Genomic DNA, 12,918 nt, shown 5'->3' with positions numbered 1-12,918 from the left:
CAGGGGCCCGCGGTGTTCCGGAATAGTTTCCAGCCCTGAACACTTCCACCCGGACGTGTCCTATCGTAGGCGCCCGGTCCCGCAGCACCTCCCGCCGTTCCCCTCCCGCGAGGCGTCCCTCCCAGTGACAAACCCAACCCGTGTGACCTTTGGCCAGCGAGATGCCTCCTTCGCGGAGGACCTGAAGCGCCGCGTCTCTGAATACTTCGAGACCCGGAACCTCTCGCAGCGGGCGAACAAGGCCATGTACGTGAAGGCCCTGTCCATCCTGGGCTTCACGGCGGGCGTCTACGGCCTGCTGCTCAGCGGCCACTTCAACGCCTGGGGCATGCTGGGACTGGCGGTGCTGATGGGCGTGGCCATCGCGGGCATCGGCTTCTGCATCGGCCATGACGGCGTGCACGGCTCCTACAGCGACAACGCGCGGGTGAACGGGGTGGTGGGCCTGGCGTTCGACCTGATTGGCGCGAACAGCTACATGTGGCGCATCACCCACAACGTCCTGCACCACACCTACACCAACATCCAGAACATGGACGAGGACCTGACGGTGAGCCCGCAGCTGCGGCTGTCGCCGCACAGCGAGTGGAAGGCGTACCACCGCTTCCAGCACCTGTACGCGTTCGTGGCCTACTCGCTGACCACCGTCTTCTGGGTGTTCGCCAAGGACTACAAGTACTTCTTCCAGAAGGACCTGGGCCCCTACAAGGACAAGAAGCACGCGCCGGCCGAGTGGGCCCGCCTGCTGGCGATGAAGGCCGTGTACTACGGCTGGACGCTGGTGATTCCGTGGCTGGTGCTGGACGTGACCTGGTGGCAGTTCGTGGTGGGGCAGCTGGCCATGCACATGACGGCGGGCTTCATCCTGGGCATCGTCTTCCAGCTGGCCCACGTGGTGGAGAACGCGGAGTTCCCCGTGCCGGACACGGACGGCAAGGTGGAGGACGCGTGGATGGTGCACCAGCTGCGCACCACCGCGAACTTCGCCCGCAAGAACCGCCTGCTGAGCTGGTACGTGGGCGGCCTCAACTTCCAGGTGGAGCACCACCTGTTCCCCAAGGTGTGCAGCATCCACTACCCCGCCCTGAGCGAAATCGTGAAGGCCACCGCCCAGGAGCACGGCCTGCCCTACATCGAGGCGGTGACCTTCCGGGGCGCCGTGGCGTCGCACTACCGGATGCTCAAGCTGCTGGGCCGTCAGCCCGCGGCGGACGCCGTCGCCGAGCAGTCGAAGCTCGCCGTGGCGGCCTGAGAAACGAAGCCACCGCGCGGTGAAACAGGGGCCGTCCTCCTCACTTGAGGAGGCGGCCCTTGCTGCTTTCAGGGGGCCGCGGTGCGCAGCGCGGCCAGCAGCTCGCCCGCCGAGGAGACCACCGCGCGCGCCTCGTGCGCATGCAGCTCCGCCGCCGTGCGGAAGCCCCAGGTGACGCCCACGCCGTACATGCCCGCGGCCTTCGCCGTGTCCATGTCCACGGAGGTGTCCCCCACGAAGCCGCACGCGTCCGGCGCCACGCCCAGCTCCGCCGCCAGGGCCAGCGCCGCGGTGGGGTCCGGCTTGCGCGGGATGCCCGGCCGCTCGCCGTACACAGCCGTGAAGCGCACGCCCGGCAGGAGCCGCGCCGCCAGCCGCTTCACGAAGTCGTCGGACTTGTTGCTGAGCACGCCCAGCCGCACGCCTTCCGCCGCCAGCTCCACGAGCGCGTCCTCCACGCCCGGGTAGGCACGCGTCCGGTCGAAGAGATGGGTGTCGTAGTAGGCGTGGTAGGTGGACAGCACCTGCCCCTGGAGCGAAGGCGCCGCGCCGCCCGTGGCCCGCTCCGCGAGCTTCGCCACGCCCTCCCCCACGAAGCGCAGGTAGGCGGCCTCCGGGTGCGGCGGCAGGCCGTGCTGCCCGAGCGCGTGGTTCATCGCCGTGGCGATGTCCCCCAGCGAGTCCACCAGCGTCCCATCCAGGTCGAAGAGCACGGCGCGCAGGCGCATGACGGCGAAGAGCCTTTCTTTCAAAAACGCGAACGCCCCGACCCATGCAGGGTCAGGGCGTCTTTTGTAAAGCGCGGATCCCGGAACCGGCCGGGATCCGCCGCGAAGCTGTTCCTTACGGGGTGGCTGCGGCGGTCTTCTCACCGGCCGCGGCGCCACCGGCCTGGATGACGGCGAAGTTGATGTTGTTGTAGCCGGCCGTGGCGCAGCTGAACATCACCCGCTTGATGACCTTGAACTGGACGTCCTTGTTGGCCTGGATGTTCACGTCGCCCTTGAAGGCTTCGCCACCACCGGCCATGGAGTGCAGGTCCTCGAACTGCTTCTTCATGTCCCGCAGCTTCTCTTCCAGCGCGGGGATGTTGAGGTACTCGTCCTTGGTGAGGTCTTCCACCCGGCCCACGATGGTGCCCGACACGCTGACCTGGTCGTTGGACACCATCACCACCGGGTGCATCTCCACTTCCTTCACGTTGACCGCTTCGGGAAGGACGATGTCCTTGGTCATCATCAGCACCTCGCCCGTCGCGGAGAAGTTCGCGATGAGGAAGAGCACGATGATGACGAACATGTCGACGAGCGGGGTGATGAGCAGGTCCGCGTTGCCGTTCTTCTTGCCGTGACCGCCGTGGCCGAAGACCTTGGAGTGCTCCAGCCGCTTGCCGTACCGCTTACCGGGAACCTTGATGCCCATGGCTTGGGTGCTCTCCTGTTAGCCCATCGCCGCGGAGACCGACACCTGGGGCAACCCGGAGCCGATGCACTCGTCGATGATGCGGACCAGGTCCTCGTAGCGGACCAGGTCTTCGGTCTGAAGGGTGATGGCGGACTGGTCCGGCAGCTGCGCCTTCAACTCCTTGAAGCGCGCCACCAGCTTGGTCAGGTCCGGCCGGCCCTTGTCATCCCGGGTGAGGGGAATGGGGTCGAAGGCGCTCTGGTCGGCGGTGAGGCGCATCTCCGTGGGCGACACCAGGAGGGTGAGCTGGACCGTCTTGGTCTTCTCCTCCTCCTGCTGCTCGTCCGTGGAGGCCCCGCCGGCCTGCGACACCTGGAGACGGCCAATCTGGGTCCAGACCGCCGTCATGATGAGGAAGCTGATGGTCACTGCCATCAGGTCGATGAAGGGCACCATGTTGATGGCGGTATCGAGCGGCTTCTTGCCGCCCTTCCCACCGGTGCCCAGATCCATTCCGCCGGCCATGGCGCCTACCTCCCTGCTCTACCGCGCTCTTCGCGCACGAACGACGTTTCAAGAAGACTGCGAAGGAAAGGCGCGCCTGCCGGTGCTCCCCATGCCTCGGGGCGTCCAGACAACGCGCCGGTACATCCGGTTCCAACCCGGCGCCGCAGTGAGGAGGACTACTCCTCGGCGTGCGCGTGGGCGGAGGCCGGGATGTTCAGGTTCTTGAACTTGTCGCGGTTGGCCACGATGAGGTTCAGCACGGAGACGCTGGTCTCGTTGATGTCGTTGATGAGGCCCTGGGTGCGGCCCATCAGCACGGAGAAGGCGATCAGCGCCGGGATGGCCGTGAGCAGACCGAAGCCCGTGCAGTTCATGGCTTCCGAGATGCCGTTCGCCAGAATGGTCGCCTTGTCGGCCGGGTTCACGTTCGCCACCGCCTCGAAGCAGGTGATGAGACCGTTCACCGTGCCCAGGAGGCCCGCGAGCATCGCCGCGTTGCCGAGCATCGCCAGGTAGCCCGTGCGCGCCTCCAGGCGGGGCGTCTCACGCAGGCTGGCCTCGTCGAGCGCCGCCTGGACCTCTTCCTGGCCCTTGGGCACGTTCATCAGGCCGGCCTTGATGACGTTGGTCAGCGGCGTGTTCTTCTGGCCGGCCACGTAGTTGATGGCCTTGTCCAGGTCGCCCGCGTAGATGTGCTTCTTCAGCCCGCGCAGGAAGCCTTCCTTGTTGATGGAGGCCTTGCCGAACAGGACGATGCTGCGCTCGATGATGATGGAGAGCGCGACCACCAGACAGACCGCGATGGGGTACATACCGGCCTGACCGGACTCCCAGCGGCGCCCCAGTTCCTGCAAGAAGGTCTCATTGCCGCCGGCGGCGTTGGCGAGGACGGACAGATTGGCTGCGAACCCCAGGTTCATCACGGAATGCCTCCAGATGGGCGGAGCGACACGCGCTTGCGGGCCACTTCGCACTGCTACCGGCCGGGTGGACATCCACCCAGGTCAGCGGCAGGAATTTTGGATCACGGTGGCGCCGAGTCTAGGAACCGCTCCCAGGCGTGTCAAGGCAGGCACCCTCAGCGTTAGTTACTGAAATCTCACAGGAATTTTGCGTTGGCTCGCGGCTTGCCAAGTCGCTCCACAGGGCACATGACAGGCCCTTTCCAGCGGCTTGCGCAACGGGCGTGCCAGCGATTTGGGCACCTTCGAGTGCCGTGCTAGGCGGGGAAACCATGGCCCGGAAGCGCATTGGTGAGCTGCTGGTGGAACGCGGTGCGATCACCCCTGCCCAGTTGGAGGCGGGGCTCGCGGCGCAGCGACAGACGCGGCAGCGGCTGGGCGTGACGCTCATCGGTCAGGGCGCCATCACGGAGGCCACGCTCGCCCAGGCGCTCAGTGAGGCCCTGGAGATGCCGCAGGTGGACCTGGCGGCGATCACGCCGGACTGGGCGGCGGTGCACTTCCTGCGCGCGCGCTTCTGCGAACAGCACGACCTGTTCCCCTACGCGCTGGAGACCGTGGCCGGCCGGCGCCAGCTGGTGGTGGCCATGGCGGATCCGCTGAACATCACCGCCATCGAGGAGATCGAGTTCACCAGCGGCATGAAGGTCAGCGGCCGGGTGACGGCGCTGTCCGCCGTGCGCGGCGCCATCCTGCGCTACTACCACAAGGTCCCCGTGGCGACGGGCCCCCGCCCCACCCCGGCGCGTCCGCCTGCAAGAGCCGCTCCGCCTCCCGCGCGCCCGGCCGTGGCGGACGACGACGAGGAGGTCATCGTCGGCGAGGAGCTGCCGGCGGCGGAGAAGACGCAGCGCACGTCGCTGGCGGACCTCATCCGCGAGCGCGAGGAGCAGGCGAAGCGCAAGCGCAGCGGCGGCGCGGCGGCGGCGGGCACGGCGGACAAGGGCAAGGCGCGGGCGCCGTCGTCCGGGGGCGGCGTGCTGGACGACCTGGACTACCTCTTCGGCCAGGCGGCGCGCGAGGAGCCGGACCGGCTGGAGGAGCTGGAGCGCCGCTTCTGGGCGCTGATGCGCATCATGGCGCGCAAGGGCCTGCTCACGAACGAGGAGTTCCGGCGCGAGCTGGACGACGAGGGCGGCGAGGGCTGAAGCGCGGCACCCCGACGTCCCGTCAGTCCGCGGCCAGGGGCAGCCGCACCGTGAAGGTGGTGCCCTGCCCCAGCGTGCTCTCCACGGTGAGGCGCCCGCCGTGGTTCTCCACGATGCCCTGGCAGATGGACAGGCCCAGGCCCGTGCCGCGCCCTTCCGGCTTGGTGGTGAAGAAGGGCTCGAAGATGCGCGACAGGTTGCGCGGCTCGATGCCGGTGCCGGTGTCGCGCACGCGCACCACCGCCTCCGTGCCGTCCTGCACGGTGCTCAGGTGCACCTGTCCGCCGGGCTGCATGGCGTGGCAGGCGTTGGTGATGAGGTTGACGAACACCTGCACCAGGTTGGCGCGCACGGCGGCCAGGGGCGGCACGTCGCTCGCGTACTCGCGCTGCACGCTGACGCGGGCCTGGGACACGACGTGTTCGCAGAAGCCCACGGCCATGTCCACGACGGCGTTGAGCGACACGCGCTCCGGCCGGTCCTGCGCGGGCCGCGCGTAGCTGACCAGGTCGCGGGTGAAGCGCAGGATGCGGTGGCTGCTCTCCAATATCTTCTTCAGCTTCTCCTGGTCCGCGGGGTTCGCGCCCGGCGTCATCCGCGAGCGCTGGAGCAGCGCGTCCGCGTAGGTGGCCACCGCGGTCATGGGGTTGTTGATTTCATGCACCACGCTGGCCGCGAGCTGCCCGATGGAGGCCAGCTTCTCCGCGTGGATGATGCGCTTCTCCAGCTCCTTCACCACCGTGACGTCCTGGCCAATGGCGATGACGCCCTCCACCTCGCCGGGCTGGGTGAGCATGGAGGAGGTGGCGAAGGACACGCGCACCTCGCCGCCGTCGCGGGTGATCAGGCGCGTCTCGAGGTTGTTCACGGACTCGCCGCGCATGGCCGCCGCCAGCACGGGCGCCAGCCGCAGCTGTTCGCTGTCCGCCACCAGCGAGGACAAGTCCCTCCCCAACACCTGCTCCTTGGAGAGGCCGGTGAGCGCGCTCAGGGCCTGGTTGAAGACCACGACCTGCTTGTCCCGGTTCACCACCAGGATGAGCGCGTTGGCCTTCTCCAGCAGCTCCTCCAGGTACTTGCGAACGAACGTCAGCTCGTCGATGAGCTTCGCGTTCTTCACCGCCACGGCGACCTGGCTGGCCAGCTGGAGCAGCACGCGCTCGTCGTGCGCGGGGTCCGCGTCCAGCCCCTCCGGGTACTCCATGTTGATGGCGCCGAAGAGCTGGCCGCTCGCGACCAGGGGCGCGCTCACCGCGCGGGTGCTGCCGTGGAAGAGCAGCGGCACCTCTTCCGAAATGGACACCCGTCCCTGCGGCAGCGCCGTCACGGTCAGGTTCGTCTTCTCCACGGAGCGCTGGAAGAGGACCAGCGGTTCGTGCGCGCCTTCCTTGAGGCGGCCTTCGGCGTAGAGCGACGTGAGGCCGCCGGTGCGCGCGTCCACGATGCGGATGCAGAAGGCGCGGCCGGGGAAGAGCTCCTTCACGCCGCGCGCCACCGCGGCCACCAGCTCTTCCTCGCCGCCTGCTTCCGCGACGCTGCGGCCCAGGTCCAGGAGCACGCCTTCGGTGCGCGCCTGCTCCAGCAGGGCCCGCTCCGCGACCACGAGCCGGCCGCTGATGATCTCCGTGTCCACGCGGGCGCGCACCGCCACGGTGTCCGCGCGGCGCGACAGGGTGAGCACCAGCGAGGTGCCGCTCTGGAGCACGAGGTCGACCTCGTGGGACTGCCCGTCCTCCGGCGCGATGGCGCTCGCCAGGGCCTCCGCCACCACTTCCACGGAGATGTCGTGCGCCGCGCAGAAGCGGCGCAGCGCGGGGTTCACGGCCGCGATGCGCAGGGACACGTCGCAGACGGCGGCGGGCTCGTCCAGCGCGTCGAAGAAGGCCTGGAAGGCGTCGGGGGCCAGGGTTCCGGACGGACGCACGGCGCGGACCTCACTCTTCATGGGAGCTGGCCTTGTCGAGGTCGAGGATCTGCTGCGCTCCCACGTACGACTTCGTCTCGTAGCGGGTGATCTTCCCAATCTTCCGGACGATCTCCGCCATGCGCTCCGCCTCGCGGTAGATGATGTCCACCGGCCTCCAGGCGAAGTCCTCCTCCTTGAGCTTGCGCTTGAGCAGCTCCGCGTAGCCCATCACGGAGGTAAGGGGCTGGTTGAGCTCATGCGCCGCGGTGCCGGCGAGCGCGACGATGACGGCGTTCTTCTCGCTCTCCTCCAGCCGGTTCTCCACGTCCGACAGCTTGCGCTCCAGCTGCACCCGGTCCCGGAGGTCCGTGAAGATGCCCACGCTGAAGGACTCGCGGCCGCCCTCGTAGACGATGGAGGCCGTCATGTTCACGGGCACGCGCTCACCGGAGCGGTGCATCAGCTCCTGGCGCGTGAGCGACAGCCGGCCCTTGCCGCCCATGTCCGGCCCGCGCAGCTGGGCCATGATGCGCTGGGCGACGCCGGGCGGGTAGAGCTGGAGCGCGTTGAGCTTCTCCTGGGCCTCCTGCGCGGTGTAGCCGCACATGGCCTCCGCGCCCTTGTTGAAGAGGATGATGCGCCCCTTCAGGTCGGCCGCGATGATGGCGTCCACCGACGAGTCGATGAGCCGCTCCAGGAAGTCCTTCGTGTTGCGCAGCTCGTCCTCCAGCTTGCGCGCGTGCGTCACGTCGCGGAAGGACAGGATGGTGGCCGCGTCCTCGTCGCGCAGCGGCGCGGCGGACATGGACAGCGTGAGGCAGCGGCCCGCGGGCGTGCGCACCACCACGTCCACGCCCATGCGCGCCTCGCCGCGCGACGCGGACGTCACCAGCTCCATCAGCACGCCGTCGTCCACCGGCTGGGTGATTTGATTCAGGTGCTTGCCGCGCGCCTCGCTGGCGGTCGTGTCCAGCATCGTCGCGCCAGAGGGGTTGAGCGACAGCACGGCGGCCTCGTCGTCGAGGATGGCCACGCCCTCGCTCACGTGGGCGAAGAAGAGCTGGTAGGGCTTGAACGAAGCGGCCTTCTCCTCCGCGGCCAGGCGCGCCGTCTGCACGGACTGGAGCACCGACGCGCTCCGGAGTGCCACCGCCGTCGCGTGGGCCACCGTGGTGAGGAAGTCGATTTCGCGCGTGCTGAAGGCCCGCCTGCGGCCGGCCGCGCGGAGCAGCAACACGCCCCGGACCTGACCCCGGATGGGCAGGGGCAGCGCGGCGATGGCGTGGATGCCTCGCGCGGCCACGGCCCGGCGCTCCAGGTCGCCCAGCAGCGGGTGCGTGGCGGCCTCCTGCATCACGACGGGCTTGCCGGTGCGCACCACCTCGCGGATTTCGGGGTAGCGCGCCAGGTCGATGCGCAGGTCCTTCATGCCCGGGTCGTCGCTGGCGGCGACGATGACGCCCTCGTCCACGCCGCCGCCCACCATCACCAGCGTGGCGCGCGCGATGTCCAGCTGCTCCGCGAGGCGCCGCGTCACGCCGTGCAGGAGCGCTTCCACGTCGGAGCTCTCCGCGTAGTCCGCGGTGAGCTCCAGCAGCAGCGCCAGGTCCGTCTGGCTGCGGGCCTGCTCCTCGCGCTCGCGGTGGCGTTCCGCGGCGCGCTGCAGGCGCCAGGTGAGCTCGTGCGGCAGCCCCTGGTGGGTGACGATGTCCGCGGGGCGCAGCGTGTCCACGGCTGCGAAGCCGCGCGGCTCCGGGGACACCACCGCGATGAGCGTGAGGTGCGGCCCGTTGAGGGACGTGAGCAGCTCCACCACCGCGGGGCCGCAGCCGGGCGCGGTGAGGTCCACCAGCGCCAGCGAGGCGTCGTCCGGGTTGTCCACCACGCGCAGACCCGCGCGCTCGGCGGCGGCGTTCAAGGGTTCGCGGGCCACCGACCCCGGGGGGACCAGGACGATGCCGAAGGCGGGTTCCGACGGGGCCGACACGGGGCGCAGGACTCCGGAGCGAGGGGCCCCGGAGTCTACACAACCCGGGGGGTCAGGGGCAGCCTGACTCGAAGGCCCCCTGGTCCGGCGCCGAGCCGCAGAAGGGCAGCCCCAGCGACAGGCCCGCCTCGCGCGCGGGGGACTGCGCCGCCAGCTGGTAGTCGTCCGCGCCCGTGTCGACGAAGGCGGGGGCGCGCTCCTGGGAGCGCTTGTCCAGGCCTGCCTCCGAGCGCCAGTCCGCCAGGCTCACGGCGGCGCCATCCAGGTTGAAGGCCACCGCGCCGCCGCTCCGGTAGTACAGGTTGCCGTCCACCACCGCGCCGCTCCGGCCCGAGCCACCGCGCGCGGCGATGCCACAGCCGGCGAAGATGTTGTTGCGCACGTCCAGGCCCTGGCTCGAGCCGTTGGAGCCCGCGCCGAAGATGAGGCACGCGCCGCTCAGGTTCCACACGGTGTTGTGCTGCACCTTCACGTCCACGGACGCGTCGATGCGGATGCCGGTGCCTTCTTCCCCATCCGCCGCACCCAGGCCGTCATGGATGACGTTGCGGCGCAGGATGACGCGCGTGGGGGGCGCGCCCTCGCGGTTGCCACCAATCTGGATGGCGCGCGCGTTGGCGTAGAAGACGTTGTCCTCCAGCGTGACGTCGGACGGGGACATGTGGACGAGGATGCCCTCGCCCGCGGAGGTGGACACGGCGCGGTGGTTGTAGACGGTGTTGCCGCGCAGCGTGACGCGGGTGCACGTCTTGATGTCCGCGCCGTTCTCCCGGTTGTCGTGGAGCTGGTTGTTCTCCACGAGCAGGTTGTCGAACGGCGTGCCCGGGTTGGTGGCGCCGCCCTCCGGCCCCAGACACTGCACGCCGTCGCCGGAGTTGTGATGGATGTCATTGCCGCGCACCACCACGTTGCTCGCGGAGGTCTGCACCGCGACGCCGTGGCTGTCCACGTCACCCTGGTCGAAGTGGGAGATGTCGTTGTTCTCGATGAGGACGTCGTGCGCCTTGTCCGTCACGTAGGCGCCCGCGCCCTCCGTGCCGTTCTTCAGGATGCTGTCCTTGAGCACGCCGTGGTGCGCGCCCGCGCCGCGCCACATCACCGCGAAGGTGGACTCGCCGCCCACGTCCACCGTGAGCCCCTGGATGTTCCAGTACGCGCCGCTCACGTCCACCAGCGCCGTCTCACCAATGGAGCCGCCCTTGAGGATGGCCGTGGCGCCCGGCGCGGCCCTCAGCGTCAGCGGTTTGGCCGCCGTGCCCTGCCGCTCCGTCAGCTGCACGTGTTCGCGCCATGTGCCGGACAGGAGGAACACCGCCTCACCGGGCTTCACCAATGACAGGGCTCGCGCCACCGTGCGCAGGGGCAGGCCTTCCGTGCCCGCCGCGGAGTCGTTGCCGCTGGGGGACACCCAGAGCACGCGCGTGTACTGCGATTCGGCGGGAGGCGGCGGTTCGGGCTCCTGCGGCTCCGTGGGCGGTGGATCCACCGGATCCGTGGGGGTGCCGCCGCCATCCGTGGCGACACCTCCGTCGGCACCCGTGCTCGTCCCCGCGTCGGCCGGCGTCTGGGGCCGCCCGGGCGGCGTGACGATGGGTGGACTGGACGTGCCTGGAGGCGTGGCTGTCGCGGGCGCGGGTTCGACCTTGCCGGTACAGCCGACGATGCCCGCGAGCATCCCGGTGGCGCAGACGATGGTCGTCAGTGTCAGGCGGAAGCGCATGTGGACTCCTTGTGAGGGTTCACGGCGCGGGGGTGCGCTCGCGGGGTCGGCGGGCAACGGGACCACGCGGGCCGGGCATTCCCCGTCAGCCGTGGACATCGCCGCCGCCTGGTCGCCGGGCGGTCAGGCAGGAATGTGAATCCGCGCGGTTGGGCCTGGCGACAGCGGCCCGCGCATGTGCCGGAGGGTGGGCGCCGCTCGCAGGACGGGCTTCAAGGCTCCCACCGGGAGGCCCCATCCCAGGGCGCGACAAGTTCCGCCGCGGGGCCGGTCACGGCCACTGCCCGGAGGGACGACGCGGATGCCCTGGAGACACCCAGGCCGTGTCCCCCGGCATGAGGAACACGGCCCGAGCGCGACGGCGGATGACGGCGTCAGGGAGCGGTGGAGTCCTGGGCCTTGCGGCCAAGGAGCGCATCCAACTCCCCGCGTTCATCCAATGCGTACAGGTCATCGCAACCGCCGATGTGGCGGCCCGCGATGAAGATCTGCGGCACCGTGTGACGGCCGCAGCGCTGTTGCATCTCCTCGCGCCGCCTTTCGTCCGCGGCGATATCCACCTTCTGGAACTCGCAGCCCTTCTCGTTGAGAAGGTCCATGGCCTGCCTCGAATAGGGGCAGGTGCGCTTCATGTAGATGACGACCTCGAGCATCACGACCTCCTGCGTCGAAGGGTGGGGACGCCGACCGTGGTCCGCCACCCGGCGCGAGGGCGCTCGCTCCCCTGCTCGCTTACCTCAGCGAGCGCCGGAAACGGGCACGCCCGCGGGCAGGCGCGCGCTGGCCTCCCGGGCACGGCCGCGAAGGTCCCACGCGTAGAGGGCGCACCACTGGAGCACGGCGGTGAGCACGAACAGCAGCGGCCACAGCGACGTGTAGTGCAGGCGCAGGAGGTAGAGGCCCACGTAGTACACGTAGAACTGGAGCACGAACGCGAGCAGCGAGTGCCGGCCGATGACGCTCGCCGCCTTCAGGTAGCGCGACAGGTATCCGGCCTGCTCGGCGCGCATCAAGAGCCCCATCAGCGCGAGCACCGTGCCGCCATAGAGCGCGACGTAGGCGGGCCCCGGCGGGTACTTCTGCGCCTGCGACGTGAGCGCCATCAGCGTGTTGAGGCCCGCACCGTGCCACAGGTGGTGCACCGCGATGTGGATGACCATCAGTCCACCGCCGAAGGTGGCGATGCCCAGGCCCACGAACTCGAAGCGCCGACCCACGCCCTTCACGTCCGCGCGGCCCCACGTGCCCAGCCATTCACCGAACATGCTGCCCACCAGGTACACGCCCAGCCACGGCACGACCGGGAAGCTGGAGAGCAGCACGGACAGCTCGCGCTGGCCGAAGAAGGCCTCCTTGAGCGTGCGCGCCACGGCCGACTCCGGCCACCAGAACAGGCTCACCGTCCAGCTCAGCGCGAACAGCCCCAGGCCCAGCGCCGCGCGGGCGCGTCCGTTCAGCCGCGTCACAACCCACGGCCCCAGGAGCAGCGCCAGCCCGAGGGTGTCCGTCACCGGCAGGATGCGCAGCAGGTACAGCGGCTCGTTCGCCCAGAAGCGGCAGGTGGGCACGATGAGCAGGTGGCCCGCGGTGAGCAGGAACAGACCCCGGCGCTGGAGCCGCGTGCGCAGCGGACCGAAGTCGCGGCTGCGCGCATGCAGCAGTCCCAGCATCAGGCCGCTGATGACCATGAAGCCGGGCGTGGCCATCATCGTCAGCAGGTTCATCCGCTCGCGCAGGTGCGCGGCCTCGCCGCCCAACGGATAGAGATACGCATCCGCGAAGTGCGACAGGAACACGAGCAGCATCACCGTGCCCCGCATGGCATCCACCGCTTCCAGCCGCCCCGAGGCGGATCCCGCCCCCGGCACCTGCTCGCGCTGCATCGGGAAGTCCTTTCGGAAGAAGGCGCGCGGTCTGAATGGCATCCCCCACCCGCCCCCGGCGGGTGCCTGCCCTGCGCACCTGCCTCAAGTGATACCACCGGCCGAATCAAAGACAAACATTCAGCAGATAAACCTTTGTCACTGGAATC

The 12,918-nt window shown here is 69.5% G+C and carries 11 protein-coding genes; 2 read left to right on the top strand and 9 right to left on the bottom strand.

Translation table 11 applies throughout. The features are described from left to right. Nucleotides 1–124: 124 nt before the first annotated feature. Nucleotides 125–1,252: a fatty acid desaturase family protein gene (locus D7X32_RS12530; RefSeq protein WP_120602764.1), complete on the top strand. Its 1,128-nt coding sequence runs from the start codon at nt 125–127 to the stop codon at nt 1,250–1,252. 68 nt (nt 1,253–1,320) lie between these two features. Here the strand turns inward: D7X32_RS12530 and D7X32_RS12525 are convergent, their stop codons facing one another. The 4 genes from D7X32_RS12525 to D7X32_RS12510 form a co-directional block, all read right to left on the bottom strand. After that, nucleotides 1,321–1,980 carry an HAD family hydrolase gene (locus tag D7X32_RS12525; protein WP_120602763.1) on the bottom strand — a complete coding sequence of 220 codons (660 nt, stop codon included), beginning with the start codon at nt 1,978–1,980 and terminating at the stop codon, nt 1,321–1,323. Nucleotides 1,981–2,095: 115 nt separating this feature from the next. Continuing rightward, on the bottom strand, nt 2,096–2,674 hold the full coding sequence (locus D7X32_RS12520; protein WP_120602762.1) for an ExbD/TolR family protein: 579 nt from the start codon (nt 2,672–2,674) through the stop codon (nt 2,096–2,098). Nucleotides 2,675–2,692: 18 nt separating this feature from the next. Beyond that, nucleotides 2,693–3,181 (bottom strand): ExbD/TolR family protein, encoded by a 489-nt coding sequence (locus D7X32_RS12515; protein ID WP_120529975.1) that lies wholly within the window; start codon nt 3,179–3,181, stop codon nt 2,693–2,695. A 158-nt stretch (nt 3,182–3,339) separates the two neighbouring features. Further along, nucleotides 3,340–4,083, bottom strand: a complete 744-nt coding sequence (locus D7X32_RS12510) for a MotA/TolQ/ExbB proton channel family protein (RefSeq protein ID WP_120602761.1) — start codon at nt 4,081–4,083, stop codon at nt 3,340–3,342. Nucleotides 4,084–4,397: 314 nt separating this feature from the next. On the opposite strand from D7X32_RS12510, the gene D7X32_RS12505 reads away from it, so the two are divergent. Continuing rightward, the gene (locus tag D7X32_RS12505) at nt 4,398–5,273 is read left to right on the top strand and encodes a cyclic di-GMP-binding domain-containing protein, MshE-related (RefSeq protein WP_120602760.1); all 876 of its coding nucleotides are present in this window, start codon (nt 4,398–4,400) and stop codon (nt 5,271–5,273) included. Nucleotides 5,274–5,295: 22 nt separating this feature from the next. Here D7X32_RS12505 and D7X32_RS12500 read toward each other — a convergent pair whose 3' ends face one another. The 5 genes from D7X32_RS12500 to D7X32_RS12480 form a co-directional block, all read right to left on the bottom strand. Further along, nucleotides 5,296–7,218 carry a GAF domain-containing sensor histidine kinase gene (locus tag D7X32_RS12500; protein WP_120602759.1) on the bottom strand — a complete coding sequence of 641 codons (1,923 nt, stop codon included), beginning with the start codon at nt 7,216–7,218 and terminating at the stop codon, nt 5,296–5,298. Continuing rightward, on the bottom strand, nt 7,208–9,166 hold the full coding sequence (locus D7X32_RS12495) for a PAS domain S-box protein (RefSeq protein WP_171447264.1): 1,959 nt from the start codon (nt 9,164–9,166) through the stop codon (nt 7,208–7,210). The genes D7X32_RS12500 and D7X32_RS12495 overlap by 11 nt, the downstream gene beginning before the upstream one ends. A 52-nt stretch (nt 9,167–9,218) precedes the next feature. After that, entirely contained in the window at nt 9,219–10,886 is a 1,668-nt protein-coding gene (locus tag D7X32_RS12490) for a right-handed parallel beta-helix repeat-containing protein (RefSeq protein WP_120602758.1), read from the bottom strand. A 374-nt stretch (nt 10,887–11,260) separates the two neighbouring features. Beyond that, nucleotides 11,261–11,539 carry a glutaredoxin 3 gene (gene grxC, locus D7X32_RS12485; RefSeq protein WP_120602757.1) on the bottom strand — a complete coding sequence of 93 codons (279 nt, stop codon included), beginning with the start codon at nt 11,537–11,539 and terminating at the stop codon, nt 11,261–11,263. 84 nt (nt 11,540–11,623) lie between these two features. Continuing rightward, nucleotides 11,624–12,811 (bottom strand): heparan-alpha-glucosaminide N-acetyltransferase domain-containing protein, encoded by a 1,188-nt coding sequence (locus tag D7X32_RS12480; protein WP_120602756.1) that lies wholly within the window; start codon nt 12,809–12,811, stop codon nt 11,624–11,626. Nucleotides 12,812–12,918: the final 107 nt, after the last annotated feature.

The organism is Corallococcus carmarthensis (assembly GCF_003611695.1).
Lineage (GTDB): Bacteria > Myxococcota > Myxococcia > Myxococcales > Myxococcaceae > Corallococcus > Corallococcus carmarthensis.
The sequence above is the reverse complement of the archived record's forward strand: the minus strand, read 5'-3'. Positions and strand labels throughout refer to the sequence as shown.

Excerpts from the sequence above, each read along its gene's own strand:
- D7X32_RS12520 (WP_120602762.1), bottom strand. The coding sequence starts at position 2,674 with ATGGGCATCAAGGTTCCCGGTAAGCGGTACGGCAAGCGGCTGGAGCAC.
- D7X32_RS12515 (WP_120529975.1), bottom strand. The coding sequence starts at position 3,181 with ATGGCCGGCGGAATGGATCTGGGCACCGGTGGGAAGGGCGGCAAGAAG.
- D7X32_RS12480 (WP_120602756.1), bottom strand. The coding sequence starts at position 12,811 with ATGCCATTCAGACCGCGCGCCTTCTTCCGAAAGGACTTCCCGATGCAG.
- D7X32_RS12500 (WP_120602759.1), bottom strand. The coding sequence starts at position 7,218 with ATGAAGAGTGAGGTCCGCGCCGTGCGTCCGTCCGGAACCCTGGCCCCC.
- D7X32_RS12510 (WP_120602761.1), bottom strand. The coding sequence starts at position 4,083 with ATGAACCTGGGGTTCGCAGCCAATCTGTCCGTCCTCGCCAACGCCGCC.
- D7X32_RS12505 (WP_120602760.1), top strand. The coding sequence starts at position 4,398 with ATGGCCCGGAAGCGCATTGGTGAGCTGCTGGTGGAACGCGGTGCGATC.
- grxC (WP_120602757.1), bottom strand. The coding sequence starts at position 11,539 with ATGCTCGAGGTCGTCATCTACATGAAGCGCACCTGCCCCTATTCGAGG.
- D7X32_RS12490 (WP_120602758.1), bottom strand. The coding sequence starts at position 10,886 with ATGCGCTTCCGCCTGACACTGACGACCATCGTCTGCGCCACCGGGATG.
- D7X32_RS12525 (WP_120602763.1), bottom strand. The coding sequence starts at position 1,980 with ATGCGCCTGCGCGCCGTGCTCTTCGACCTGGATGGGACGCTGGTGGAC.